Raw genomic sequence first — 26,986 nt, forward strand, 5'->3', positions numbered from 1 at the left:
CAAGATTACTAGGAGAATCAATGTCATCCCTATCAGCCATTTTTTTTGATCTAGATGGAACCCTTGTAGACAGCTCAATCGGTATTCACAATGGGTTCACCTATACTTTCGAACAACTGGGAGTCCCTAGTCCAGATGCCAAGACTATCAGAGGTTTTATGGGACCTCCACTTGAAACAAGTTTTGCTAGTTGTTTACCAAAGAATCAGATCGAACTAGCTGTCCAGCTTTATCGTTTCTACTATAAGGATAAGGGAGTTTACGAAGCTAAGCTTTTCCCAAACATCAAAAGTGTACTCTCAGAATTAGCTAAGGATTATCCCCTCTATATAACAACTACCAAAAACACTCCAATAGCAGAAAATATGGTTCGTAATTTTGGTATTGACCACTTCTTTGACGGCATCTATGGTTCAAGTCCTCAGGCTTTACACAAGGCGGATGTCATTCGCCAAGCTCTGCAAACTCATAACCTAGCCCCAGATAGAGTTGTCATTATTGGAGATACCAAATATGATATGATTGGAGCCCAGGAAACAGGGATAAAAACATTGGCCGTAACCTGGGGATTCGGTGAAGAAGAAGAGTTGATAAGCTACCAACCTGATTGGGTTGCCCGTCAGTCAACAGACCTTTTATCTCATCTTCAGAAGAAAAACTAATAAAAAGACTCCCAAATGAAGATTTGGGAGTCTTTTAGACTTGTTTACCAGGATTAAGAGACTAGTAAATAAGATATGACAATAGAGCTTAGTTACCTTTATTTATTGTCTGTCTCTTCAAAAGGTGAAGCTTCGATAACTTCTTCAACTCGAACTTCTTGAGCCTCACTAATTGCAGGAGTTGCTTCTTCCTTAGTCGGCATAGCTAGAAGTACCAAAAGAGCGATACTTCCAACAAATGGAACAAATCCAACGAAGATGAGCGCCCAGTGGAAACCAGCATCACGAAGGCGACGGACCATCAAAGCAAGTGACGGCAAGAAAAGTGCTAGGCCAAAAATAAAATAGATAATAGCGATAAAGCCCAAAGTTATAAGAGCACCCTCGTTTCGCGAGTTAGCCAGAGCATTCCCGTATGCTAAATAGAAAGGAATACAAAGAATCATATTTCCAAGAAAAACCCACCAATAGTCGGAACGTGTTGAACGGCCTGCAAAATCTACATAGCCTTTAAAGAAATTTTTATAAGCGTTAATCATAATAGACTCCCTATATATTTTTTATTTAGTATCAGTTTATCACACATAGTCATTATTGACAAGTCTGTCCATAATTGAGAATAAATAAAGCGACTACATAGGATAATACTCACATAAAAACTGCACTCTTTTTAAGAGTGCAGTTCATCTTAATCAACATGTGTCGTTTCGTTAGCAAAGCTAATAATAGCTCTCTTCAATTCCGCACCGCGTAAAGCTCGGAATTCCTCAATTTTTTGATCGATTCTGTCTAGAGGCATAACATTAACCTTACCAACAAAAATCTTATCCATAACTTGGTTTTCAACTAACTCAGTAGATACAAGCAACTCTTCATAAAGCTTCTCACCTGGTCTAATTCCAACTTCTACGATTGGAATTTCATTTTCAGTATGACCACTGAGTAGAACCATTTTCTTAGCCAAATCGTAAATGCGTACTGGTTTGCCCATATCAAGGATAAAGACTTCTCCATCCTTTGCATAAGCGCCCGCATGAATCACCAAGCGACTAGCTTCTGGAATGGTCATAAAGTAACGAGTCATTCGGAAATCCGTCACCGTTACAGGCCCACCTTCAGCAATCTGGCGTTCAAAGACAGGAATTACACTACCACGGCTACCGAGTACGTTACCGAAACGAACCGCACAGTAGGTAGATTGGCTACGTTGATTAAATCCAGTGACAATCAACTCAGCCACACGTTTAGTTGCTCCCATTACGTTTGGTGGATTGACGGCCTTATCAGTTGAAATCATGACCATTTTTGGAACTCGAGCAACGTCAACTGCCTTAGCAACATTATAAGTCCCAAGGATATTATTCTTAAAGGCCTCTTTTGGATTACGCTCCATCATAGGAACATGTTTGTGGGCTGCGGCATGGTAAACAATGGCTGGTTCATACTGTTCAAAAACTTGAAGCAAGCGCTCATAATCTTGAATATCCGCAATGACAGGAACATAATCAATTCCTTGGAAACTACGAATTAATTCATGATAAATCAAATAAATGGAGTTTTCTCCATGTCCAAGCAAGACAACTCGCTCTGGATTGAAACGACTAACCTGACGGCAAATTTCCGAACCGATTGATCCGCCTGCACCAGTAACTAAAATCGTCTTACCATGTATCTCGTCTCCGATACGTGACTCATCTAAACGAATTTCCTGTCTTCCCAACAAGTCTGCAAGGTCCAGTTTTTGGAAACTACTAACAGACGGATGAAGGCCCTGTACGACAGATTCGACTTTGGGCATCTTGAAACATTTGATATTAAGCTGGTTACACATCTGCAAAATGCGTTCGTACTCAGATGGATCCAAGGAAGGAATCGCAACAATCACCTTTTCAACCCTGTAACGTTTAGCAAGTTCAGGGAGCTCATTGTAAGAACCTAATACCGGAATCTTCCCAAGTTTCTGGCCTTTTTTCTTTTCGTCGTCATCCAAAATACCAACCAACTCTAAATCACTAGTAGGATGTTGGTAGCTATCCATAAAAAGAGCTCCACCATCTCCTGCACCAATCAAGAAAGTTCGACGATGCTCGCCATCTCCGTTCCCCTTCTTACGTCTAGAATAGATCGACTGCCAAGTAATACGAGGAAGTAGAATCAAGAATGTTGTCAGTAAGATAAAGAGTACAATAAAACGAACAGAGAAGAGCGGAAGAAAGGTATAGCAGATAATGTAAGATAAAATACTACTAATCGTCACACCAAAGAAAATCTTCATAAAATCTGTAATTTTACTATAACGACTAATACTTGCATTTAGACCCCAAAATCCAATCATAATCTGATAGAAAAGGAAGGTTAGAGCTGTGTAAATTACATAGTCTGCTGGTGTGGGATTAATCAATCCATAGAACAAGATATAGGAAACAATGATTGATAAAACCATACTGGTAATGTCAAAAAATCCCCAGAATACTTGTTTTTGTTGTTTATTTAATACTTCAACCAGATCAATTACATAATCTGTCATTTTTTTATTCATGTGAATGGTATCCTCCTACGCAAAATCACATTTTCTAGTAATCTTCAGATAAATTTTTAAAATCTAATTGGCTTCAATTACTTGCTTTTTCTTAGAAGTTTTAAAAATATAAACTGTCGCACAAATCCTGGACATAGGGCAACGACAACCTGGATTAAGACACTTTTCAGATATTCTCCATAGGAAATCTGTCCACGCGCGTGCATTCTTTGACGTGCCTGACGATAGAGCTTGAGATAGCGAAGCCCTCCACGGCGTTCAAACATTCCCGCTCCCACGCGCACCTTACATAGGATTTGATCCACATTTCCAGTTCGAGCTCCAGCACTAATCATATTGAGCCAGAGGAGATCGTCTTCCATATAAAGACCATCCTCATAGTTACCAGCCTTGAGCACCATCTCTTTTTTGAACATAACAGTCATGTGGTTAAAGGCACTTCTCATACGTTGGTAGACAACAATATCCTCATGCTTAATCGGCACACGGCGGTAAGACACAATCTCATCAGGTCGGTCGATAAATTCTGCAATATGACCACCTAGCAGATCCAAGTTTTCTTCTTCCATCAAATTGAACTGCTGCTCAAAGCGATCTCTAACAGCAATATCATCTGTATCCATACGTGCAATGACATCAAATTGGCACTGTAAAACACCGTACTGAAGCGCTAGACCTAAGCCGCGATTTTGTTCAAGTGGACAACGTTTGATTGGAATACTTGACTGTGCTTCCAATTTCTCCAAAACTTGATACAGTTCAGGTGTCAGTGGACCATCCTCTACGAGAATGACTTCGCTAGGTTTAAGCGTCTGGTTTAAGATGCTCTCTACTGCCTCTTCTAAAAAGACTGGATTTTCTTTTACGTAGACTGACATCAAGACACTAAATTTCCGATTTTCTGACACAGTTTTTCTCCAATTTATAGATTTTCTTTCACTATTTTATCACAATTTCTCTGACTTTTCCTATTTTTATTTGAATGCCAGAAAAAAACTAGTAAAGCTAATCTAGTTTTTGGGAGTAGCTGAATCCTTTCATAGCATAGCTTTTTGTCCCTTATCTTGACATCTATAGGAAAAAAATTTAAAATAAGCTGTTATTAAAATCGTCTTATTGAGGTTCACATGAAAAAACGATCACTCTTTTTTATTCTAGGAATTATCTTAATCGGAGCGGTCTTAAGAGCTCCTTTCACAGCTTTACCAACTGTTTTGGGAGATATTGCTCAAGGTTTAGGCGTGGAAGTTAGTTCACTTGGTATTTTGACCAGTCTCCCTCTCTTGATGTTTGCCCTCTTCTCCTCTTTTGCGACTCGTTTAGCTCAAAAGATTGGACTCGAGCACCTTTTCACCTATAGTCTTATCGTATTGACTGTAGGCTCCGTGATTCGTATCTTTAATCTCCCATTACTTTATCTGGGAACCCTACTCATCGGAGCAAGCATTGCAATCTTTAACGTGCTTCTTCCTAGCGCCATTCAGGCCAATCACCCACAAAAGATTGGCTTTCTAACAACCATCTATGTGACCTCTATGGGGATTACAACGGCTCTTGCTTCCTATCTCTCTGTATCCATTACTCAGGCGACATCTTGGAAAGGCTTGATCCTCTGCCTATCCTTGGTCTGCCTACTAACTTTAGTGGTCTGGTTCCCCAACTATAGTCACAATCATTTTCTAAAAGAAAATGAGGAAAAACAAGAGAAAGAGAATATCCTAAAAAACAAGAAAGTTTGGGCTATTATTGTATTCGGTGGACTTCAGTCCTTACTCTTCTATACCAGTATGACCTGGTTGCCAACCATGGCAATCAGCGCTGGCTTATCTCACACAGATGCCGGTCTTTTAGCTTCTATCTTTTCTCTGACTAGTATCCCCTTCTCGATGACTATTCCAAGTTTAACGACTCGTTTGTCCAATCGTCACCGTCAAATCATGCTGACAGTCATCTCTATCGCTGGATTGCTTGGAATTGCCATGCTCTTATACCCGAGCAAGAGTTTCCTCTACTGGTTAGTAGCGCATCTCTTGATTGGTACTGCCTGTAGCGCTCTTTTCCCTTATCTCATGGTTTGCTTCTCCGTCAAAACTAGCTCCCCTGAAAAGACAGCCCAATTGTCTGGGCTTGCCCAGACCGGAGGCTACATTCTGGCAGCTATCGGACCAACTCTCTTTGGTTATAGTTTTAACTTTTTCCATTCGTGGATCCCAGCTGTACTGGCTCTTCTAGTTATTGATATCATCATGACGATCTCACTCTTTATGGTTGATAGATCGGATAAAATCCTCTAATCTTCTAGTTTTTACTAGAAGATTTTTTATATGTAAAAATTTTATACATATTACTTGACAGGGCTTACATTTAGATGTATGATGTATGTGTAGAATAATTATATATAAAATTTTTACATACTATAAAGGAGGTGCCCCATGTATTTTCCAACATCAGCGGCCTTGATTGAATTTCTCATCTTGGCCATCCTAGAACAAGGGGATTCCTATGGTTATGAAATTAGTCAAACCATTAAACTCATTGCCAAAATCAAGGAATCTACCCTTTACCCCATCTTGAAAAAACTGGATACCAACCGCTATCTGACTACATACTCTCGCGAATACCAAGGTCGGATGCGGAAATACTACTCCTTAACAGAGATTGGGGAGGAGCAACTATTTGTACTCAGAGAAGAATGGACACTCTACACTGACACTATCAATGGCATCATAGAAGGGAGCATTCGCCATGACAAGAACTGAATATTTGAATCAGCTTGAAGCCTATCTGATGAAACTGCCTCAATCTGATCGCATTGAAGCCATGGATTACTTCAAAGAACTCTTTGATGATGCGGGTCCAGAAGGTGAGGAGGAGCTTATCGCTAGCCTGGGAAGTCCAAAAGAAGCTGCCCATGATGTCCTGACTACACTTCTTGACAAGAAAATCAACGAAGAAAATTCCAGCAAGAACGACCGCCATATTTTACGCATCGCTCTACTAGCCCTTCTTGCAGCTCCTATCGGAATTCCAGTCGGAATTGCTCTTCTCATGGCTATCATCGGGATTTTTATCGCTGCTGTCAGCGTACTTATAGCCTTCTTTGCTGTATCTGTAGCTGGACTAATCCTAGGAGGCGTTCTCCTATTTGAAAGCTTCTACGTTCTGGCTGAATCGACATCTGCTTTTATACTGATTTTTGGTGGAGGCTTACTAGCTATCGGAGCTTCGTCTCTAGTCTTACTAGCAACTTCCTATGTAGCACGTTTCTTTGGATTACTAGTCCTTCGACTTATCCAATGGATCCTTAATAGAGGAAAGAGAGGTGAAAGACATGCGTAAATGGACAAAAGGATTTCTTATCTTTGGTGTTGTTACCAGTATCATCGGTTTTTCAATGATGATTATCGGCATCCAAACAGACGGTGTCAGAGGCCTCCTTGCAATGTCACAAAAACCAGTCTTTGAGAGCCGAATGGAAGAGCTCGTTTTTGATCAAGATATTGAAAATCTTAACATGTCACTAACAGAACATTCGTTAGTCATTAGAGAATCTAGCGATGACAAGATTCACCTTCAGTATCACCCGACCATCTCTGAAAAAGAAAACCTCCAGCATTCTATCAAAGAAAAAACTCTTGAGATTTCTGACACCAAGTCAACGACACACCGCTTTGTAGGTTCTAGTATCGAAGGTATCCTCTTTATCGCAAGCGGAATTTCCAGCCGCAATGATGAGGTCGTTCTATCGTTGCCAAAAAGAAGAGAATTAAAAGATCTAACCGCCCAGGTCGACCACGGTGTCCTTTCGATTGCCGATGTAAAACTCAGCAATGCCAAGATTCAGTCAAATGGCTATCTCCTTCGTATCACTGATAGCGAGATTAAAAATAGCCAACTGACCACAGCTGGAATCGTCAATGTATTTGAAACCAGTCTAACAGATAGCCGTATCCAAGCAGAACATCAACATATCTCTGCTGACGACATCCAAGTGCACGGTAAGGTAGAATTCGAGGCAAGAAAAGATATCTCACTCGAGTTATCCCAAAAGGAACTTGAGCGAATCAATGTTGAGTTTTCTGCTGAACATGGTGATATCTATCGCTGGCATCGAGACAGACGTGACATACATACGGGAGGTAGTAAAGGTGAAGCATTAGCGAACCCTTACAAAACAGAAAAAAAAGATACGCAAGATCTCCTCGTCGCAAAATCGAATCAAAGTATCTATTTCCCATAATAAGATCGCTTGCTTTCTTATAGAAATCATGAATAAAGATAACTAGTAGTTACTACTCAAAAATTAATCAAAAAAAGGAGGTCTCATCATGACTCAAGAATGGTTCGAAAGTGCTGATTTTGAGAAAACAGCCAACAATGAGAAAAAAGAAAACCCATCTGATCCAGTCATTCCCGAGGAAGAACTGAAAGAAAAAGAAGAGGCGCCAGTGGCTGAAGAAAATCTTCAGGTCAATCCTGAAGAACAAGAAACTGACCTAGAAAAAGTAGAGAATGGCGAACACGAAGAGATCGTGGAAAATACAGAAAAGATAGACAAGTCAGAAGAACCTGTTAAAGAAGTTTCTCAGACAAGCAAACCTTTGACCAACAAATCCTTAGAAAGTCCATTTGTCCCAGACCCTGTCCCTACAAAAACTGCAATCTTCAAAGAAGAATTGGCTGATTTTTGGATCTGGTTACAAGGTGCTCTCAAAGAGCCAACAGCAAGCATTGATACAGATAAAAAACATAGTTATAACGCCTTTGCGCTCCTAACTATCTTTTCTGCTACGAGTTTCCTCTTTACAGTTTATCACGCCAAGCAATCCTACTACGGCCATATGGCAGCCATCGACTCTAAAGCTCTCCAGCATCTCCCTTCACTAAATCTCTTTTCTATCTTCTCCATCTTGGTAGCAACAAGTCTCTTCTTCTTTTCAATCCTCATGGGTGGATTTGTAGTCAAACGCTTTGTCGACCAAGACCGTAACTGGACACTAGAAAAAGCCTTGCAAGAGTATAGCAGACTCTTCGCTCTTCCTATCCTGCTCACGGGTATTGCGAGTTTCTTTGCCTTCTTTAATAGTCTACGTTTTGCAGCTCTTCTTTGCCTCATTAGCATTGGTCTGGTACTTCTTGCTAACCTCTACATCATCTCAAAACCTAGTAAAGATAGTCAAACCGACCCCTTCTATCGCCTTCTCTTGGCCTTTCTAGTCAACGGAAGCATCCTATTTCTCTTTTTCCTAGCAGAAATGGCACTGGTTTTCGATTATCTTCGAATCCTAGCCTTTATGTAAGATAAAATCCTGTCACTCTGACAGGATTTTTTGTACACAAAAAGCAGACCAAAAATCTGCCTTTTCTTATTTTTAGAACTACTATCTTTCGTTTATTTCTCTAGTTCACTATTTACTAATGCTTCAAAATCTTCCCCTAAAACAGGTCCTACCACTATTTGATTAGCATCCAAGTCCTGATAAAGTTCTTTTGGAAGAGCTTCTAAAAAGGCTTTGTAATCTAATCTGGCTACTGCTTCATAGTCTTCAGGCTTAGAACCATCTCCAGATATTTTCACCAAGTCAATCTCCCAGATAACATCTTTACCTGCCAACTGCTCAATGTAAGGAGCAGGAACAACAGGCCCCTTCGGTAAGATAGTCTTAACTCCCTGGGCTAAATGGTAGATGCCGTGAATCTTGCCTTGGCCATCTGGGTAAAATCTGAGGGTTGCAAGATAAGCATCAGACTCTTGAACCTTTTTGACCAGAGTTTCAAAACGTGTCAAACCATCTTGTTCTAAGAAAGCTTCCAAATCCGTCTTATTAAAATAAATAGGTGAAAGAATTCCTTGACAGAAATATAGGCTAGCAGCTTTATCAGCCAGATAGTTCTTAACTGTTTCTTGGAAATAAGCATTTAAGTCAAAGTCCTCAAAACCTTCAACTGCTTCTCCTATCTTACTAGACAATGCTCGCAAAAGATCTGCTACAATTTCCCAGTCAGCTCTTGTGATAAAATCGGGAATAACAACTTGATAGCCTTTCTTGCTATCTTCATAGCTAACTTTAAAGAGAAATTGAGACTTACCCACAACAGCACACTCGATATACTCAAGACGATTGAGAGGCTGACGGAGATAGATAGCGTCATAACTATGAGATTCCAAGCCATCTACAAGGGCTAAGATTGATTTTGCTGTTAAAATCTCCTGTTGTCCCAGGACACTTTGTTTATTTGGAATAAAAAATGCTTTCACCATACATGGGCTCCTTTGAAATCGTTTACATATAGTATACACTATTTTCCTGAAAGATGCAGAAACAAATTTTAGATTTTTGGGTAAAAAGCATAGAAAAACAGCCCGTCAGGACTGTTTGCTTTTTATACTGCTGTAGCTGGATCTAAACTCTCACCAAGTACTGCTAAACGCTCAATTACATCAGCTTCTGTTAATTCATGTTCTAAGACATAACGATTGCGTGGATGAACACGGCACTCATGTGAGCACCCGCGAAGGTATTTATCTTCATTTTCTTCTGACGTTAAGATACGACGGTTACAGAATGGATTGCCACAGTTAACGTAGCGCTCACATGGTGTTCCATCAAACCAGTCCTTACCAACAACGGTTGGATTCACATGGTTGATATCCACTGCGATACGCTCATCAAAAACATACATTTTCCCATCCCAAAGCTCACCTTGAACTTCTGGGTCTTTACCGTATGTTGCAATACCTCCGTGCAATTGACCAACATCTTTATAACCTTCACGAACCATCCAACCAGAGAATTTTTCACAACGTACTCCACCTGTACAGTAAACCACGACACGTTTATCCATGAATTTTTCCTTATTGTCACGAACCCATTGTGGTAACTCGCGGAAGTTACGGATTTCTGGACGGATAGCTCCTCGGAAATGACCTAGATCATATTCATAGTCGTTACGTGTATCTAAGACAACAGTATCTTCGTCAAGAAGGGCTTCTTTAAACTCTTTTGGAGATAGGTAAGCACCAGTTGTTTCTAATGGATTAATGTCGCTATCAAAGTCATTGTCCTCAAGACCAAGGTGAACAATTTCTTTTTTGTAGCGAACAAACATCTTCTTGAAGGCTTGCTCGTTTTCTTCATCAATCTTGAACCATAAGTTCTCCATTCCTGGGAGACTGTGAACATAGTCCATATATTTTTGTGTTGTTTCGTAGTCACCTGAAACTGTTCCGTTAATACCCTCATCAGCCACAAGGATACGACCTTTTAGACCGATAGATTTACAGAAGGCCAAATGATCTGCAGCGAATTGTTCCGCATTCTCAATTGGAGTATAGAGGTAGTAAAGTAAGACACGAATATCTTTTGCCATAAGATTTGTTCTCTTTTCTATTCTTAAATTTTCAGAATTTTTCATCTAACTATATTAGTATACCGATAAAGAAAAGCGATTGCAATTTATTTGACTGAAAATTAACCTCCTCTGGCAGGAGCTAGTTTTGATTTGCAATCCTACATCTAATTCAAAATAATAAAAAAATCCTTGGAAAATTCCAAGGATTAATGTTTATGCTTTTTTAGCTTTAGACATGTAGAAGAGTTGGAGAAGAATACCAACGATAGCCATACCGATAACGATGAAGAAGGCCATTGTGTAGTCTCCTTGGTTTGCTTGTGCAAGACGTGAACCAAGCTGTGGACCAGCAATCGCAGCCACACCGTATGCAGTAAACATCCAACCGTAGTTTGTTCCTACATAAGTTACTCCCCAGTTTTCAGCAGTGATACCTGGGAATAAACCTAGGAATCCACCGAATGACAAGGCAACCATCATAACTCCAAGGATAGCCAAGATGCTTCCTGGACCTTTGAACAAGGCTGTAAGCAATAATCCAACAGCAATTGCTCCAAACATAGCGATAACTGTAGGGTAGCGACCAATCTTATCAGATACTGAACCCCAGAAGATACGTCCAAATGTATTAGCGATAGATACTAACATAACGAAGAGTGTAGCTTCTCCTACAAGTTGATACTGGTCAGAAATTGATGCTGCAGTACCGATGATCATCATTCCACCAGTAGCACCAAGAACGTAAATCAACCATAGAAGCCAGTAATTTCCGTCACGAAGCATTTCTTTGTAAGTTTTACCTTCTGGTTGAGATGCTCCAGCTGCCGGTGCAGCTGCAGGAGCTTTCTCCATTACCAATGAAGAAGTACAAATAACAATTAGAAGAATGATACCTAATACTTTGAATGTTGAGTAAACACCCATAGAAGCAATCAAAGATTTGGCAACTGGACCGATAATAAGGGGACCTAACCCGAAACCTGCTGCTGTCAAACCACCAGCTAGACCTTTTTTATCTGGGAACCACTTAGTAGCAACTGAAGTAGATGCTCCATAAGCTGAACCAATACCAAGTCCTAGGACAACCCCGTAAGTGAGATAAAGGACTGGAAGAGTGGTAGCAAATCCAGTAGCGAACATACCAGCACCGAAGAGAATACCACCTAGGAATACAAATTTCTTAGGTCCTTCTGAATCGATTTTAGGACCAAAAATAATCATACCAACAGGTACCATTGCAAAAGAAATACTAAAGGCCAAAGAAGTTTGGGCTTGAACCCATCCTTGACTAGCATTGGTTTCTAGCAGTGCCTTTTGAAAGACTGACCAGGCGTAACCAGCACCTAGAGAGAGATTCGTTAAAATGGCTGCTGCCAAAATTAACCAACGATTGGGTGTTTTTTTCATATGAATAACCTCATGTAAAATTCTTATCCCCAAAGGGAATTGTTGACAAAAATTGTCGATTTTTCATTTACTCAGCCTAGATAGCTAGTCTAGAAATCACCAAGCAAATAAAGTAATTTTCACAATGTTAAGCGCTTTCATTGTCTTACACTCTTATTATAATCTACTTTATATCAAAAAGCTACTTAATTAAACTAATAGGGGTATTAGCTCAATTAAGCCCTATTCATATACTATCATATTGTATTTAAAAAGCTTTTCTAGTTGCTCTCTTTAGCCTTTTCGCACCAAATACAAAAAAAATCACTACCCCATCTGGAAATACCCAGACAAGATAGTGATTGCTCTTTTTAGGAATGAATACACGAAATCAATGAGGATTTATGAATTATTTGTTTTTCAAGAATTCATCGTATTGTTTTTGCATTTCATCCAATACTTTTTGGTATGCACCTTCAGATTTAAGTTTTTCCATCAATTCTGGAATAGCTTTTTCTGGGTCTACAGTACCAGTGTTGATAGCTGTATCGAATTGTTGCATAGTATTAGTGATTGCTGAGATTTCAGATTTCACGCTGTCAGTGTTAAAGATGAATCCAAGCGCTGGAGATTCTTTTGCAGTTTCCAAGTCTTTCTTAGATTGTGCAATTTGCTCGTCTGTTACGTTTTCGTTGATGTAAAGGATCCAGTTGTTACCAGTGTTCCATCCACCCATGTGAGTGTTTCCTTTGTATCCATCAAGGACACGAACACGGTTTTCTTTACCTTGAATTTTCTCCCAGTTCTTGCCTTCTGGACCGTAAACAAGACCGTTCAAGAGTTCTGGGTTAGTGTTCAAGAGGTTCAACACTTCCATAGCTTTTTCTTTGTTCTTAGAGTTGTTTGAGATTACAAAGTTAGCAACTTGAGTTGTTTGGTTTTTCTTGATGAAGTTAGTAAATGGTTTGATTTGGATGTCTTTGTTAGCAACACGAGAAAGCAAGCTGTTACCGTAGTCAGCTGGTCCTACTGTTTCTTCACGTACGAACCAAGTATCTTGTTGAAGGTCAAATGAAGTATCGCTTGTTGCTACGTCTTTTGGAATGTATCCTTCTTCGTAGAATTTGTGAAGAGTCTTCAAATGCTCTACGAAACGAGGAACTTCGTAACGGTTAACGATCTTAGTAGTATCTCCTTCAAGGTCGATTACGAATGGAAGACCGTTTGCTACTGGGTAGTCGAAGTTTTCAGATGGGATAAAGTTCTTAGTAACTGCAAATGGAACTACATCTGGAGCTTTTTCTTTAATTTGTTTCAAGACTGGTTCAAGTGTTTCGTATGAAGTTACACCTGAGATGTCGATTCCATATTTTTCAAGAAGAGTGCCGTTGAAAGCAAAGTTTTGTGAAGATGCAACGTTAGCTGCAACTGGAACTGCATAGATCTTGCCGTTTACAGTATTACCTTTGATGTAAGCTGGATCAAGCGCTTTGTAGAGTTCTGCTCCTTCTTTCTTGTACAATTCTGTCAAGTCAGCATAAGCACCTTTTTGAGCGTTTACAATGTAGTTATCTGCAAATGCGATATCATAGTTTTCACCTGATGATGTGATAACTGACATTTTCTTACCGTAGTCACCCCATCCAAGGTATTGGATATCCAATTTAGCACCAACTTTTTCTCCGATGATTTTGTTTGCATTTTCTAGCAATTCATCCAAGTTATCTGGTTTGTCACCGATTTGGTACATTTTGATAACAGTCTTATCACCTGATGACGATGATGATGATTCAGCAGCTTTTTGGTTGTTTCCTTTAAGGTTACCACAAGCTGCAAGTCCAGCAGCCAAAGCTAGAAGGCTAGCTGAAGTAAAAGCATATTTTTTCCAGTTTTTCATGATAAAAACTCCTTTTTTTATTTTTAATTATAAACAATGTAATGATATTTAACTTCTATCACAATGACGAAGTTAGAGATAGAGAAACTGTATTTCTCAACTAGCACTATTCTTTAACACCACCGATGGTCAAACCTTTTACAAAGTAGCGTTGGAAGAATGGATATAAAATCGCAATAGGAAGGGTTGCAACTACAACCATTGCCATACGTCCTGTCTCTTTTGGAAGGGCAACTGCAAGTTGACCTGACAAACCAACTGACTTAGCAATGTAGTCCATATTTTGTTGAATCTGCATGAGCAAATATTGCAATGGATACAAGTTGTCACTCTTGATGTAAAGAAGAGCGTTAAACCAGTCATTCCAAAAGCCAAGAGCTGTCAGAAGCGTGATGGTTGCTATACCTGGTAATGAAAGCGGCAAACAGATCTGGAAGAAGATCCGAGCCTCGCTGGCACCATCGATACGAGCTGATTCGAGAATTGCTTCTGGGATAGTCTTCTTGAAGAAGGAACGCATCAACATGATGTTGAATGGAGATAGCAGCATTGGAATAATCAAAGCCCAAATGGTATCACCAAGGTGAAGCAATTGAGTCACCACGATGTAGCCTGGTACCAAACCAGCATTGAACAACATACTAAGAAGAGCGAAGATTGTAAAGAATTTACGATACTTAAATGTTGAACGTGAGATGGCATAGGCATAAGTTGTTGTGATGAAGACGTTTGTCAATGTACCAACGACCGTTACAAAGACAGAGATAAAGAGCGCTTGTAAAATCTTATCTTGAAACTGAGTCAAAAACTCAAACCCATCTAACCCAAATTTAGAAGGGAAGAAACTGTATCCGTTTTGGATGATACTGGTTTCATCCGTAATCGAGATAATGATTACGAAGATAAAGGGCAATATACAAGAGAAGGCCAGCAAACCTGATATAATACTGAAGAATATGTTTGCTTTTTTTCCGAAGGAGTGTATGCCGACATTATCAATTTTTCCTTTTTGAATGTTTTTTGCCATATGCTCCTCCTTTCTAGAATAGTGCCGAGTTAGGATCAACACGTCTTGCAAGTAAGTTTGATAGGATAACCAGAATCAAACCTACAACTGACTGATAGAGACCAGCTGCTGAAGCCATACCGATATCTGCTGTTTGAGTCAATCCGTTAAAGACATAGACGTCTAATACGTTTGTTACACTATAAAGCTGTCCAGCGTTGTGAGGAATTTGATAGAAGAGACCGAAGTCTGCACGGAAGATGTTTCCGACTGCCAGAATGGTCAATACTGTCACAAGCGGTGTCAACTGAGGAATGGTTACGTTACGGATACGTTGCCATTTGCTAGCCCCGTCCACTGTCGCCGCCTCGTAATAGGTTGGGTCAATCCCCATAATGGTTGCGTAGTACATAACACTACTATATCCAAAACCTTTCCAGATACCTAGGAAAAGTAGGAGATATGGCCAGATGCCTAAGTCAGCGTAGAAGTTAATTCCCTTCATACCGATAGTTTGCAAGAATCGGTTGATGACCCCTTTATCGATGTTAAGGAAAGCATCTGTAAAGAAACTGATGATAACCCATGATAGGAAGTAAGGGAATAGCATAGAAGTCTGGAATATTTTAACCATTTGCTTAGAGCGAAGTTCACTAAGGATAATGGCGATACCAACTGATACAATTAAACCGATAAAGATAAATCCAAGGTTGTAAAGGACAGTGTTTCGAGTGATTACAAAGGCATCCTTGGAACTAAACAAGAATTTAAAGTTATCTAGTCCGACCCATCTACTATTTATAATACTGTGGACGAATCCTTCACCAGTCATATGGTAGTCTTTGAAGGCAACCACATTCCCAAAAACTGGAATGTAGAAGAATAAAATCAACCAAATTGTTCCTGGTAGAACCATTAAGAGAAAAATCCAATTATCTCTTAAAGTTTTTGAAAACTTGTTCATAATTTCCTCCCTTTTTATTTTCTAAAACTTCAAAATCTCACATTTTAAACTTGATAACGTTTACAAAAATAGTATACTCTTATTTTTAGGACAGTTTAAACTACAAATTATAGAAAAAACTCCACAAATTATTTTTTGTGGAGAAATTTTGTTTATAAAAGTATGTTTCACGAGAAACGCTCTGATTCATGCAGGGTGTTCTAATCTTTATGTTGTATAGATTGTCGAAGCTGTTGCAATGGTATGCCATTGGTTGGCAGTCGTCGCTGCGAAGTCCTTATCTGCATAGAAATCATTAAATGGCAAGATGTCTACTTCTAGTTCATCAATACGAGAAATGTCACCTGCTAGGTAGTTTTCAATACGATTTTCTGCTCGCTTGATACGTTGTAAGAGTCCACCCATGCGGATATCCACGGTATCCAAGCCAAAGACCTTGTTTTCTTTCAGCCATTGCTGGCTAAAGAGCTTGTGGAAGTGTTCAATCTCACTTCTGAGTTTTGGTAATTCCTCTCTGGCAATTTGTTGCAAGCTTTCTTTATCATCTGCTTGATAGGCTTGACGAATGCGTCGGCCTACATCAACTTTATCACTTAAAATGACATTCAACTGTGCCTGAGTTTCAAAAAGATAAGCATAAGCGCCTGCTTTTTCTTTAATAGTAGCAAGAGTCTCAGCTGCTTGGGCAAAGTGAGGTCTATCCTGTTCAGGAGTCATGTGCTTGTCAAGAATTGGGCAAAGAACATCCTGATAAAAGACATAGCGATTGGGATTGATACCACTAAGATTGTCTGGTAGGTCTGGCAAGAGATTGGCCAGATCCAGCTGCATAAAGTCCTCAACGGATAGGCCTGTATTGGTCTTGAAATGGGCAGATAAACGTTCTAAATCATTGCGATAGCTGAGCTCTGCCCAGATTTGCAAACTTGGTAAAATCGAGAACTGGGCTGTTTCACCACCATTGTCCCCCCAACCCGTCACGATGACTTCCTTGATCTGGTTGGCACGGCAAGCTTTATTGGCTTCTACTGCAATGAGACGACTGAAATGGTTGTGTGGTGTAAAACCAATCCATTTCCAAGCACCACCTGCAAAGGCGATATCCTGACTAATCTTGTGGTGATTACGGAAGTTTCGGTTGTATTTTTCCTCGCTATCTTGGTAATAATCCCAGTAAACCAAGGTCACACGGTCTTTTAGACTGTCTAAGTAAACACGAGTTTCTTCTGGAATTTCTACCTCACGGTCGTACTGGCCATCTGCTGACATGAGCTTGAAGAACATATCGCTCCACATCTGGCAGTGGAAACCATACTTGTCCGCAATATCCAGCACGCGCTCCAAGTGTTGGCACATGAGAAGACTACGATCCACCACACCGTTTAGGATAAGGTAACGTCCCAAACCAACCAAGTGGGCTTCGTCCATTCCGATATTGACCTTGCGAGTTTGTAGTTTAGACAACGTCGCAAACATGCCATCAATCAGGTCATAGACTTTTTCTTCGCCAATGAGGAGAATGTCTTCTACATCACGGAGTTCTTGTACTTCTTTGACGCCCCATTTGACAAAGGCTGATAAGTGAGCCAAAGTTTGGATACATGGCACAAAGGTCATGTCAAACTGCTGGGCGTAGGCTTCAATTTCTTGTAACTCTTCAGCAGCATAAGCCCCACGGAAATAGCCAAAGTATGGCTGCCCCTCAATCTGATAGGTGTCCTCCATATAGAGCTCAAAGGTTGAGTAGCCCATGAGAGCCAGAAGTTCAATCATCTGCTTAGCAGACGCTACATTGATCACGGCATTTCGCGAACAGTCTGCCATGTAAGCTAAATCTTCATAGGCAGCTTGTTCTTCAATCTCGACCTTATCACCTTCTGCTAAAGCTGTTGCTAGCACGGATAAGGCACGGTAAAGTTGATGAGGTTGGCGGTAGGTCAAATGATACTGTCCACTCTCACCCTTGATAGAGATAGACGCTTGGTCAGATTGAGCAACTGCCACTTCTACATCCGGTAGGGAAATGTGATTTTTTAATACTTCGATAGCTTGCGCTTGTTTGGAACTAAGTCCTGTAGAAATTACCATAGGTTTTCCTCCTGTAACCAGTTGACAAGGGCACCGTAGAGATTAGCATCTGCGTGATAAGTGCAAGCTTGAATAACTGGAGCAATTGTATATTCTTCATAAGTTTCTACAAAGGCATCCACCGCTTTTTGCACACCTTTGATAAAATCAGGGTTCTGACTGATAGAGCCACCTAGGCTAATGACATCTGGGTCGATGAGGTACTGGATATTGAGCAGGCCTTGAGCTAAGTTACGATTCATGCGTTCAATGGCTTCTTGGCAAAGGGCATTTCCTGCCGCAGCCTCTTGATAAATCTTACGGCCATCCCAGTCAGACTGACCTGATTTTTCAATCACATAACGAACCATATTTCCTGTAGAAGCTAGTAGCGACCAGTTGTTGAGTTTTTCTGCGGGTTCAATGGTTGTCATATAACCAAACTCTCCTCCCAAGCCATGACGACCTCTGTGAAGTTTCCCATTGATAATCATGGCACCGCCGATTCCAGTCCCAATCACGACACAAGCTGCATTTTCAATCTCTGGGTGAGCTAGCAGTTCACTGAGCCCAACACAGTTAGCATCATTTTCTAGATGGATAGGGAGTTGATGATGAGCAAGAGCTTCATACCAAGAAAATCCATGAATATAAGGAATAGCACTAATTCCCTCAATAACACCTGTCTCTTGATTAACTGCACCTGGTACACTCATGGCAATCCCGCTGTAGTCCTTTTCTGACAAGCGTTGGTCCAACCAAGCTAGTAACTCTTCCAGAGTCTCCGGAGTTGGAGTACTGGTCTTATCCAAAATCTTTCCATCAGGAGTTAGACTAGCAAACTTAATCCCAGTTCCTCCGATATCAATGGTTGCAAGGGTCATGGCTTTCACCTGTAAAAAGGAGCGAGTCAGTAGTTGATTCTTACTTTTTCGCTCCTCCTTTCTGTTTATGTTTACTTTTTGAAATCAGATTTCTTCTTTTTTAATCAATTCTGTACGAATTTCATGTGGTGCCAATAATCCTGAGTGAACTGGATATGGGCGTTCCAGCAAGTCAAGAATGGTCTGTTGTTTTTCAGATATGCGGACATTTTCTTGACTCATATTGTAGTAACGAAGGACATAGCCTTCTTCATTTTCAGCCACCTTAAAGGCTGTCGGGCAGACTTGTGGCAAGCTCAAAGCCGGATGGTTGAAGAGACTACCCGTAGCTGCAACACTTCCTTCTTGTTTTGTAACTTGAAGGGCTGTAAATGGCACTTGGAAGGCCTTGGCACGGCGAAAGACCGAGAAGCGTTCGCCTGCTTGGTGGCACTCTACTGCAAACTCAACCTCTACATCACGCAAGCACTGGGCTTCTGGAGTAGGGAAGTAGCCCCAGTCTCCAAGTTCACCTGAAGCACGAAGAAGAGTCACTGCAATGGTGTCATCTCCAAGGATTTCATACTCGTGCAATCCTTTGTTGGCTACAGTTACACCTTTTTCATCATCATAAAGGCTGACAAAGGCTTGTTGGTGTTGCGGGTTTTCAGGATTTTCCCAAGAAGCTGCTGGTTTGTTTGGTCGTGTCACAACCTCATAAATACTTTCAGAATCATTGCTTGGTCGAGTATTGTGGGTTTTAACCAAGAGACGGATGCGGTGGTCTTTGGCAGTATTGGTAAAGCGAGTCTTGAAACGAATCTGTGGATTGTCCACAAAGACAGTCATCTCAGTTTCAAGAGAAATAGCTGTCAATTCTTCTGAACGACCTGCATCACGTTTCATAAACTCGATGATTCCTCTTTGCTCCGCATCCAATTGTTCATCTGCACTGACTGGAATAGTCAAGTCATGTTTGAGAAGTACTTTGGCATAGCGAGCATTGTTTTCTAAGACTTCATAGCCTTTCAGTTGAGCGTAGATTGGCTCAGTTCCTTTTGGCTGGAAGTAGATATATTCGTTACCAATATCTCCACGGTCCTCAAATTGGATGAAGTCTTCGTATGCTTCATGGGTCGTCTTGTCATAGACAATGATTCCTTGGTCTACACTGACAGTTACAAATGGTGTGTCAATCACACCGTTTTGGTAGATACCATCGTGGCCTTCTCTCTCGCCTTCAACCAACTGGAAGCTTGCCCAAGAAAGAGCGGCTAGGTGAACTGGAAGTGTCACGCGCACTTGACGAGCGATACGAGGTTGACGGAATTTGTCTTTTGGAAGGTCATACTCAAAGTTTGCTCCCAAGTCTTCAATTTTAGCTTCGACCACACGGCCATCCAAATCTTTTACATGGTAGGTTGGCAAGGTCAAGGCTGCCATCTTTTTGTAGCCTTCAGTTGGGTGTAATTCTTTGAACTCACAAGTAACGACGTCGAGTACCGTGCTAACAGTATCTACCTTGTCATGCAGACTCGTGTTGATGACAGTAAAGAGGTGATCACTCTCAGCATTTTGAGTTGCCAATTTCCCCTTCCATTCATTAAGAAGGTTGGTCTTGACAAAGTTCCCAACCTGGTTGACCTTGGCAAAACGAGTTTCCATTTCACGGTGAACTTCGTCGATACTACATCCACAGATGCTATCGTGAGGTGCATTTTGCAGAAGTACCTTCCAAGCATAGGTCAATTGATCTTTGTGGTTATGTCCTCCAGTGATAATGGTCAACGGTTCCACGACCTGCTCTAACAAGTTGCTATTTTCTTGGAAGGCTTGTTTGAGGTAAATACGTGAAGAAGAGGTATTGGCAAGGGTGTACCAACCATCTGTTTCTTGACTAGTCAACTCACCTGTGACCGTTGATAGATGTTCAGGAAGCGCACTTTCCACTGCTTGCACATATTCGTCAAAGGAGCTATGAATAAAGGTCACGTCTGGGAAGAGTTCGTTTGCCACACGAATCGCTTCGCTAATATTTCTCTGTACAGGCTGATGGTCACAGCCGTTCATCATCAACCATTGGTTGGTCGATGCATAGTCACGAACGTCTGCCAATTTTTGTTTCCAGAAGGTCAAGGCTTCATCTTTATCCACTGGAATCTCGTTCCCGTTACTGTACCAGTTAGCAAAGAGAATGCCGAGTACACGGCTACCATCCGCACCCTGCCAGTACATCTCAGAAAATTGAGAGGTAAATTGCTCATCTTCGAGGACTTGGTTGTCAAATCCAATTGGTTTGACACCACGACCAAAGGCCGCTACGTGAATGCCTGATTTTTGAAGGATTTGAGGAGCTTGTCCCATATTCCCAAAGGTATCAGGGAAGTAACCGATTTGAGTAGATTTGCCCCATTTAGCACATTCAGCTTGGCCAATCAAGGTATTGCGGACATTGGCTTCACTGGAGATTAAGTAATCATCCTGCAAGATGTAGAAAGGACCAATCTTGAGTTTCCCTTCATCGATATAACGCTGCACCTTGTCACGATTTTCAGGGCGAATTTCTAAATAGTCATCGAGGACAATGGTTTGTCCATCTAGGTGGAAACTCTTGAACTCAGGATCATTTTCAAAAAGATCAAAAAGATTGTCAAAAAGTTCCACCAATTGCATGCGGTGACTTTCAAAAGGTAGATACCACTCACGATCCCAGTGACTGTGAGAGATGATATGTACAACAACATTTTCCATGAAGTAAAACCTCATTCTAACTTAAATTTAAAAATATATTTGTGATTCTGTACAAGAATCTATCGAGCTAAAACTCATTATCGAATATCCAAGTAGTCCAAGACCAACTCACAGAACATCATATTGGCCCATGAGAACCATTCACGAGAGTAGAGAGTCGGGTCATCTACGTGGAAGCTTTCATGCATCACACCTGTTCCGCCATCGCAGGCAACTAGCTGGTCTAGCAAGTATTTTTTCTCAGCTTTATCTGTAGCAGTTAAGCCTTGGATAGATAGAGCAATCGGCCAGATATAACGATAGAAGGTATGAGAACTTCCAAGCCCACTTGCGTACTCTCCTTCATAGAAGTAGGGATTTTCAGGGCTGAGAATGGTGCGACGAGTTGCTTGATACACTTCGTCATTGACATCACAGTAACCAAGATATGGAGCAGCTAACAAACTTGGTACGTTAGGGTCGTCCATGATGCTAGCATTTCCTAAACCGTCTACTTCGAAGGCATAAATTTTTTCACCCTTGCTGTTGGTAGTGTAGGCATAGTTTTCGATTCCTTCTTGAATCTCGGCTTGGAGACGTTTGGCATCAGCAATAATACTCTCGCTATCAGCTAAGTCTAGTGTTGCAAATATTTCTTGAACATAACTCAAAACAACCACTGCAAACATATTGGATGGAATCAAGTAGCTATACTGACAGCAGTCATCGCTTGGACGGAAGGCTGACCAGGTCATTCCTGTAACGGCAAAGTCAGGACCAAAGCCATCATTCACCAGAGTGTCTTCCTTACGATCGGTGTCACGAACAAAGCGATAAGGTGAATTGTTGTGGTCTTGTTCCACTGTCCAGAGATGGAGGATTTCCTTGGTCGCTGTAACAAAAGTCTCATCAAACTGGCTAGTCTCACCAGTTTCTTTCCAAAGGAGATAAGCCAACTGCAAGGGGTAGCAAAGCGAATCCACTTCATACTTACGCTCCCAAATCCAGCCATTGAGGTCTGTATGGTCTGTCTCGTGATGACCCTTCCAGTTCTCCTCAATATTGAAAGAGTTGGCATAGGGATCCTTGAGAATCAAGGTCATCTGACGTTTAACCAAACCAGCAATGGTCTGGCGCAAACGAGGGTCTCTTTTTGCCACATGAAGATATGGTCTCAGCTGAGCAGTTGAATCACGGAGCCACATAGCTGGGATATCTCCAGTTAGTACAAAAGTTGAGCCGTCTTCTAAGATTTCAACTGTATTGTCTAAAGTATCTGTGTAGCAACGTTCAAAGACATCAACCCATTCAGGATGTTCCTTGGCACGTTCTGCTACTTCATCTAGCCATTCTCTAACAATTTCTTTAGAATATACCATAAACTTTTACCTCATTCAAACAAGATTCATTTTCAGTATATAGCTTTTAGCCCAGAAAATATATACACAAATGATAGTCATTTTTCTACAAAATTGTTATATTTGAAACTCCTTTTCTAAAGACCATTTTTTCTGATATAATGTAGAAAACAGCTAAAGGATATTCTATGAAACCGATACTTGAAACCATCGATACCCGCTTTGGCACCGCTAGCAAGCATGCCTTTTCTCGGGGGAATACCCTACCTTACACGGGGGTTCCTTTTGGGATGAATTACTTTGTTCCACAAACTAGTGACCAGGAAGGATCTTGGTTTTTTGATCCCCATCTTCCTATCTTTCAGGGTGTTCGACTAACCCACCAGCCTAGTCCTTGGATTGGTGATTACTCCTGGCTCTTACTGACACCAATTACAGGAGAAATCAGCGGCGATACTCTCTTCCACCGTCAGTCCTCCTATAACCTTGATTGTGCTATTTTTAATCCTCATTTTCTAAAGATTTTCTCTTTGCGCTATCAGATTGAAACCCAGTTGAGTCCTACTTGCTATGGAGCTTCTGTTCAACTAAGACAAACTCAAGGCAAGAACCTCTCGCTCTATGTTCATGCATCTGATGAACTGACAGTCGAACTAGTCGATAAGCGAACTCTTGTCCTGAGACAAACAGGCGAAACCGAAACCAATAAAAGTCCTCTCGTCATGTTTACTGCTCTCGCATTCTCTACGGATATTGAATCTATCAATCAAGAGGGGCAAGACTGGCGGATCGACTTGGCTGGAGCAGAAGCTCTAGTTCAACTAGCTACTTCTTTTATTTCTAAAGAACAGGCCCTCTTTAATCTGCCTAGAAAAGACTTTGAAGAAACGAAATTAGAGGCTAAAGCAAGTTGGGAAAACCTTCTAGGTCGTTTTGATGTCGTGGAAACTGGCTCTGTAGACCGAACATTTTTTGATCACTGTCTTTATAGACTCTTTCTTTTCCCACAAACCTTCTATGAGGTAAGTGAGCAAGGCGAGACTATTCATATAGACCTTGCTTCAGGAACGATCAAGCCTGGTCTACTCTTTACCAATAATGGTTTTTGGGATACCTTCCGCACTTCATTCCCACTCTTTGCCTTGATTATTCCGGAATACTATCGCCAATTTCTTGAGGGCTTCCTTAATAGCTATCGAGATACTGGTTATCTCCCTAAATGGCTGGCTCCTGACGAACGAGGCATGATGCCTGGCACCTTGATTGATGGCCTTATTGCTGATAGTGCTTGTAAAGGCATGGCGCCTGAGTTTGAAGAAGAATTTCTCAAAGCCATGATTGAAACTGCTACTAAGGCAGATCCAAAAGCTATCAACGGGCGACACGGCCTAGCCCAATATCAAGAACTTGGCTACCTATCCACAGATTATCATGAAAGTGTCAGCCATACCCTAGACTATGCTTACAGTGATTTTTGTATCTCTACTTGCGCAGCAAAATTAGGTCAAGAAGAGCTAGCCCAAACCTATGCTCACTATTCTAAGAATTATCAAAATCTATTTGACCCTGAAACAGGCTACATGAGGGCGCGTGATGTAGATGGCAACTTCCGTCCTGACTTTTCTCCTTATAGTTGGGGGCGGGACTATGCCGAATGCTCAGCTATTCAAGCCAGTCTCGGTGTCTTACATGACATTTCTGGGCTGAGCCAACTAATGGGGGGAAAAGAAGCCTTTAGCGACTATCTTTTGAAAACTTGCCAAAGTCTCCCACTCTTTGAAACGACCGGCTATGGTTATGAAATCCATGAGATGAGCGAAATGGCAACAGCGTCATTTGGTCAACTAGCCATTTCAAACCAACCAAGTTTCCATATCCCTTATCTTTTCCGATATAGTAATTATCCTCAGTATACCAGTCTCTTAATCAAGACCCTTCGTCAAAAAGCCTTTCGATCTGACTGGGATGCTTATCCAGGAGATGAGGATAACGGTAGTCTATCAGCTTGGTATGTCTGGTCTGCTCTTGGGCTTTACCCGACCTGCCCAGGAAAAGCAAACTATGACCTTGGAATTCCACTCTTTGACCACCTTCGTGTCTATCTTGCAGAAAAAGAACAGTGGTTGGATATTCGTACTCAGCAAAATCATGAACACTTCCACTTTGTCCAAGACTGTCGATTGGACGGGAAAGAAAAACAAACCATCAGTCATCAGGAACTGCTTAATGCTCAAACCCTTGACTTTAATCTCAGTTGGTTACCAAAGCATTAATAACCTAACCCCTTTGTCACGTGCAAAGGGGCTTTTTATTTCTACAATGTTATCCACAAACTGTGAATAACCTTCAACTTTTCTTCGGAAAATATTTTCAAGATTTTCCAAAACATATTTCCAATCCAAGTATCTATGATTTACAATAGAAATTCTGTTAGAATCCTTGTCCTATCAGGATTTATACTAGTTTATCTTATCTTATAATTCCTAAATTTCTTGTCCCCTTTACAAACGATAGCTATAAAAATATTTATAATAGGCTAGTGTCGAGTTATCCACAAGTTGTGGATAACCTTTTTCTTAACCAACAAGCTCCACTCTCTATCCGTTAGCTAGGTTTTACTTTTTTTTATAGTAAATTTCAAATTTTGTTAGGCGCTTTCAAAAAAACATGATATACTGAAATTATCAGAAAAGGAGACATTATGAAAAAAGATCAACACCAACTTAATTGGCTGATGGTTTCTCTGATCGCTTTCAACATGGTTTGGGGGCTAGGAAACGTCGTCAACAACTATTCTCAACAGGGAATTTCCGTCGTCGTATCTTGGGTTTTAATCCTCGCACTCTACTTCATCCCTTATTCCCTCATTGTCGGACAACTAGGTTCTACCTTTAAGGAAAGCGGAAGTGGTGTTAGTGACTGGGTTGAAAAAACATCAACCAAACGTCTCGCCTACTTTGCTGCTTGGACCTACTGGGTTGTGCATATCCCTTATCTCGCACAAAAACCTCAAGGAATTCTAATTCCGCTTGGTTGGGCCTTACAAGGTAACGGACAATTTCTTAAACAAATCGACATCCACTGGATTGTTATTCTCTGCTTACTGATCTTTGGACTTTTCCTCTACCTTTCTACAAAGGGATTGACAACTCTAAAAGTCATCGGTAGCTTGGCAGGAAGTGCTATGCTGATTATGTCTTTACTCTTTGTGCTTTTGGCTGTCGGTCTGCCTTTCATTAAACCAGACATCCAATTTGCGACACCACACATGGATCAACTGAGCACCTACATTCCAAACTTTGATTTTTCTTATTTTACAACGATTTCACTACTAGTCTTTGCAGTTGGTGGTTGTGAAAAAATTTCCCCTTATGTGAATCAAACTCGCAACCCTGCAAAAGAATTTCCAAAAGGTATGATTGTAATGGCAATCATGGTTGGGCTCTCTGCTATCCTCGGATCAGTTGCAATGGGAATGCTATTTGATGGCAATAATATCCCTGAAGACCTCATGCGTAATGGTGCCTACCAAGCCTTCCAGATGTTAGGAAATTCTTGGGGAGTTGGAAACCTTTTCGTTGTGATTTACGCTCTTACAAATATGGTCGGACAAATCGCGGCACTTGCCTTCTCTATTGATGCACCATTACAAATCCTACTCAATAACGCTGACGAAAACTACATCCCAAGCTGGCTTCGTAAACGTACTGAAAAAGGTGTCCTCATTAACGGTTACCTCCTTACAGGCGTCCTCGTTAGCCTTATCATCATCCTTCCAATTTTTGGTATTCAAGAAATTGACGGACTTGTAAAATGGATGACCAACCTCAATTCTATCGTAATGCCAATGCGTTATCTCTGGGTATTCCTTGCCTATATGATGCTCAACCGTGCTTGGAAAACATACAAAAATGCCGAATACAAGTTTGTTAACAATCCTAAGCTTGGCTTTGTTATCGGTACTTGGTGCTTCCTCTTCACTGCTTTTGCTTGTATCCTTGGTATGGTTCCAAAAATTAGCTATGCTGAAAATCCAACTGCTTGGCAATTCTCTCTTCTTACAAACATCTTGACTCCAATTATTCTGATTGGATTAGGTGTGATTCTACCAGTACTTGCCAAAAAAGAACAAAAGAAACAAATCAAGTAAGTCTACTACTA

At 40.9% G+C, this 26,986-nt stretch carries 21 protein-coding genes; 8 read left to right on the forward strand and 13 right to left on the reverse strand.

The window, feature by feature from the left end; translation table 11 throughout:
• Nucleotides 1-20 precede the first annotated feature (20 nt).
• Complete coding sequence (locus PAN07_RS09945; protein ID WP_269797839.1) at nt 21-662, forward strand: HAD hydrolase-like protein; 642 nt, start codon at nt 21-23, stop codon at nt 660-662.
• A 98-nt stretch (nt 663-760) separates the two neighbouring features.
• Here PAN07_RS09945 and PAN07_RS09950 read toward each other — a convergent pair whose 3' ends face one another.
• From PAN07_RS09950 to PAN07_RS09960, 3 genes are all read right to left on the reverse strand, one after another.
• On the reverse strand, nt 761-1,201 hold the full coding sequence (locus tag PAN07_RS09950; RefSeq protein ID WP_269797840.1) for a DUF805 domain-containing protein: 441 nt from the start codon (nt 1,199-1,201) through the stop codon (nt 761-763).
• A 149-nt stretch (nt 1,202-1,350) separates the two neighbouring features.
• On the reverse strand, nt 1,351-3,201 hold the full coding sequence (locus tag PAN07_RS09955; RefSeq protein ID WP_269797841.1) for a nucleoside-diphosphate sugar epimerase/dehydratase: 1,851 nt from the start codon (nt 3,199-3,201) through the stop codon (nt 1,351-1,353).
• A 77-nt stretch (nt 3,202-3,278) separates the two neighbouring features.
• Nucleotides 3,279-4,109 carry a glycosyltransferase gene (locus PAN07_RS09960; protein WP_269797842.1) on the reverse strand — a complete coding sequence of 277 codons (831 nt, stop codon included), beginning with the start codon at nt 4,107-4,109 and terminating at the stop codon, nt 3,279-3,281.
• A gap of 219 nt (nt 4,110-4,328) precedes the next feature.
• On the opposite strand from PAN07_RS09960, the gene PAN07_RS09965 reads away from it, so the two are divergent.
• The 5 genes from PAN07_RS09965 to PAN07_RS09985 all read left to right on the forward strand — a co-directional run bounded on the left by PAN07_RS09965 (nt 4,329) and on the right by PAN07_RS09985 (nt 8,501).
• Nucleotides 4,329-5,495, forward strand: a complete 1,167-nt coding sequence (locus PAN07_RS09965) for an MFS transporter (protein ID WP_269797843.1) — start codon at nt 4,329-4,331, stop codon at nt 5,493-5,495.
• A gap of 138 nt (nt 5,496-5,633) precedes the next feature.
• Nucleotides 5,634-5,960: a PadR family transcriptional regulator gene (locus PAN07_RS09970; RefSeq protein WP_006149048.1), complete on the forward strand. Its 327-nt coding sequence runs from the start codon at nt 5,634-5,636 to the stop codon at nt 5,958-5,960.
• Nucleotides 5,947-6,540, forward strand: a complete 594-nt coding sequence (locus PAN07_RS09975; RefSeq protein WP_269797844.1) for a DUF1700 domain-containing protein — start codon at nt 5,947-5,949, stop codon at nt 6,538-6,540. The genes PAN07_RS09970 and PAN07_RS09975 overlap by 14 nt, the downstream gene beginning before the upstream one ends.
• Nucleotides 6,533-7,441, forward strand: coding sequence for a DUF4097 family beta strand repeat-containing protein (locus tag PAN07_RS09980; protein ID WP_269797845.1), 909 nt, complete (start codon nt 6,533-6,535; stop codon nt 7,439-7,441). The genes PAN07_RS09975 and PAN07_RS09980 overlap by 8 nt, the downstream gene beginning before the upstream one ends.
• 88 nt (nt 7,442-7,529) lie before the next feature.
• Nucleotides 7,530-8,501 (forward strand): DUF6574 domain-containing protein, encoded by a 972-nt coding sequence (locus tag PAN07_RS09985; RefSeq protein WP_269797846.1) that lies wholly within the window; start codon nt 7,530-7,532, stop codon nt 8,499-8,501.
• Between the two features lie 92 nt (nt 8,502-8,593).
• Here the strand turns inward: PAN07_RS09985 and PAN07_RS09990 are convergent, their stop codons facing one another.
• The 10 genes from PAN07_RS09990 to PAN07_RS10035 all read right to left on the reverse strand — a co-directional run bounded on the left by PAN07_RS09990 (nt 8,594) and on the right by PAN07_RS10035 (nt 22,846).
• A complete protein-coding gene (locus PAN07_RS09990) occupies nt 8,594-9,463 on the reverse strand; it encodes a DUF4299 family protein (RefSeq protein ID WP_269797847.1) in 870 nt (289 codons plus the stop codon).
• A 122-nt stretch (nt 9,464-9,585) separates the two neighbouring features.
• Nucleotides 9,586-10,572 carry a rhodanese-related sulfurtransferase gene (locus PAN07_RS09995; RefSeq protein WP_269797848.1) on the reverse strand — a complete coding sequence of 329 codons (987 nt, stop codon included), beginning with the start codon at nt 10,570-10,572 and terminating at the stop codon, nt 9,586-9,588.
• 195 nt (nt 10,573-10,767) lie between these two features.
• Nucleotides 10,768-11,961: an OFA family MFS transporter gene (locus PAN07_RS10000; RefSeq protein ID WP_269797849.1), complete on the reverse strand. Its 1,194-nt coding sequence runs from the start codon at nt 11,959-11,961 to the stop codon at nt 10,768-10,770.
• Between the two features lie 388 nt (nt 11,962-12,349).
• A complete protein-coding gene (locus PAN07_RS10005) occupies nt 12,350-13,837 on the reverse strand; it encodes an ABC transporter substrate-binding protein (protein ID WP_269797850.1) in 1,488 nt (495 codons plus the stop codon).
• A 106-nt stretch (nt 13,838-13,943) separates the two neighbouring features.
• Nucleotides 13,944-14,864 (reverse strand): carbohydrate ABC transporter permease, encoded by a 921-nt coding sequence (locus PAN07_RS10010; protein WP_269797851.1) that lies wholly within the window; start codon nt 14,862-14,864, stop codon nt 13,944-13,946.
• Between the two features lie 13 nt (nt 14,865-14,877).
• Nucleotides 14,878-15,807: a sugar ABC transporter permease gene (locus PAN07_RS10015; RefSeq protein WP_269797852.1), complete on the reverse strand. Its 930-nt coding sequence runs from the start codon at nt 15,805-15,807 to the stop codon at nt 14,878-14,880.
• A 207-nt stretch (nt 15,808-16,014) separates the two neighbouring features.
• Nucleotides 16,015-17,895 (reverse strand): beta-N-acetylhexosaminidase, encoded by a 1,881-nt coding sequence (locus PAN07_RS10020; RefSeq protein WP_269797853.1) that lies wholly within the window; start codon nt 17,893-17,895, stop codon nt 16,015-16,017.
• Nucleotides 17,889-18,758 carry an ROK family protein gene (locus PAN07_RS10025; RefSeq protein ID WP_269797854.1) on the reverse strand — a complete coding sequence of 290 codons (870 nt, stop codon included), beginning with the start codon at nt 18,756-18,758 and terminating at the stop codon, nt 17,889-17,891. The genes PAN07_RS10020 and PAN07_RS10025 overlap by 7 nt, the downstream gene beginning before the upstream one ends.
• 84 nt (nt 18,759-18,842) lie before the next feature.
• Nucleotides 18,843-21,488 (reverse strand): alpha-mannosidase, encoded by a 2,646-nt coding sequence (locus tag PAN07_RS10030; RefSeq protein ID WP_269797855.1) that lies wholly within the window; start codon nt 21,486-21,488, stop codon nt 18,843-18,845.
• 77 nt (nt 21,489-21,565) lie between these two features.
• Nucleotides 21,566-22,846, reverse strand: a complete 1,281-nt coding sequence (locus PAN07_RS10035; RefSeq protein WP_269797856.1) for a glycoside hydrolase family 125 protein — start codon at nt 22,844-22,846, stop codon at nt 21,566-21,568.
• A 167-nt stretch (nt 22,847-23,013) separates the two neighbouring features.
• Between PAN07_RS10035 and PAN07_RS10040 the strand changes: the two genes are divergently transcribed.
• Both PAN07_RS10040 and PAN07_RS10045 read left to right on the forward strand, forming a co-directional pair.
• Nucleotides 23,014-25,098 carry a GH92 family glycosyl hydrolase gene (locus tag PAN07_RS10040; protein WP_269797857.1) on the forward strand — a complete coding sequence of 695 codons (2,085 nt, stop codon included), beginning with the start codon at nt 23,014-23,016 and terminating at the stop codon, nt 25,096-25,098.
• Between the two features lie 428 nt (nt 25,099-25,526).
• Complete coding sequence (locus tag PAN07_RS10045; protein ID WP_269797858.1) at nt 25,527-26,975, forward strand: amino acid permease; 1,449 nt, start codon at nt 25,527-25,529, stop codon at nt 26,973-26,975.
• Nucleotides 26,976-26,986 lie beyond the last annotated feature (11 nt).

It is taken from the genome of Streptococcus sp. SM5 (assembly GCF_027497975.1).

Coding starts and splice junctions, on each gene's coding strand:
- PAN07_RS10015 (WP_269797852.1), bottom strand. CDS start 15,807: ATGAACAAGTTTTCAAAAACTTTAAGAGATAATTGGATTTTTCTCTTA.
- PAN07_RS10045 (WP_269797858.1), top strand. CDS start 25,527: ATGAAAAAAGATCAACACCAACTTAATTGGCTGATGGTTTCTCTGATC.
- PAN07_RS09955 (WP_269797841.1), bottom strand. CDS start 3,201: ATGAATAAAAAAATGACAGATTATGTAATTGATCTGGTTGAAGTATTA.
- PAN07_RS10025 (WP_269797854.1), bottom strand. CDS start 18,758: ATGACCCTTGCAACCATTGATATCGGAGGAACTGGGATTAAGTTTGCT.
- PAN07_RS10005 (WP_269797850.1), bottom strand. CDS start 13,837: ATGAAAAACTGGAAAAAATATGCTTTTACTTCAGCTAGCCTTCTAGCT.
- PAN07_RS10010 (WP_269797851.1), bottom strand. CDS start 14,864: ATGGCAAAAAACATTCAAAAAGGAAAAATTGATAATGTCGGCATACAC.
- PAN07_RS09965 (WP_269797843.1), top strand. CDS start 4,329: ATGAAAAAACGATCACTCTTTTTTATTCTAGGAATTATCTTAATCGGA.
- PAN07_RS09980 (WP_269797845.1), top strand. CDS start 6,533: ATGCGTAAATGGACAAAAGGATTTCTTATCTTTGGTGTTGTTACCAGT.
- PAN07_RS10000 (WP_269797849.1), bottom strand. CDS start 11,961: ATGAAAAAAACACCCAATCGTTGGTTAATTTTGGCAGCAGCCATTTTA.
- PAN07_RS09985 (WP_269797846.1), top strand. CDS start 7,530: ATGACTCAAGAATGGTTCGAAAGTGCTGATTTTGAGAAAACAGCCAAC.
- PAN07_RS09950 (WP_269797840.1), bottom strand. CDS start 1,201: ATGATTAACGCTTATAAAAATTTCTTTAAAGGCTATGTAGATTTTGCA.
- PAN07_RS09945 (WP_269797839.1), top strand. CDS start 21: ATGTCATCCCTATCAGCCATTTTTTTTGATCTAGATGGAACCCTTGTA.
- PAN07_RS10035 (WP_269797856.1), bottom strand. CDS start 22,846: ATGGTATATTCTAAAGAAATTGTTAGAGAATGGCTAGATGAAGTAGCA.
- PAN07_RS10040 (WP_269797857.1), top strand. CDS start 23,014: ATGAAACCGATACTTGAAACCATCGATACCCGCTTTGGCACCGCTAGC.
- PAN07_RS09990 (WP_269797847.1), bottom strand. CDS start 9,463: ATGGTGAAAGCATTTTTTATTCCAAATAAACAAAGTGTCCTGGGACAA.
- PAN07_RS09970 (WP_006149048.1), top strand. CDS start 5,634: ATGTATTTTCCAACATCAGCGGCCTTGATTGAATTTCTCATCTTGGCC.
- PAN07_RS09995 (WP_269797848.1), bottom strand. CDS start 10,572: ATGGCAAAAGATATTCGTGTCTTACTTTACTACCTCTATACTCCAATT.
- PAN07_RS09975 (WP_269797844.1), top strand. CDS start 5,947: ATGACAAGAACTGAATATTTGAATCAGCTTGAAGCCTATCTGATGAAA.
- PAN07_RS10020 (WP_269797853.1), bottom strand. CDS start 17,895: ATGGTAATTTCTACAGGACTTAGTTCCAAACAAGCGCAAGCTATCGAA.
- PAN07_RS10030 (WP_269797855.1), bottom strand. CDS start 21,488: ATGGAAAATGTTGTTGTACATATCATCTCTCACAGTCACTGGGATCGT.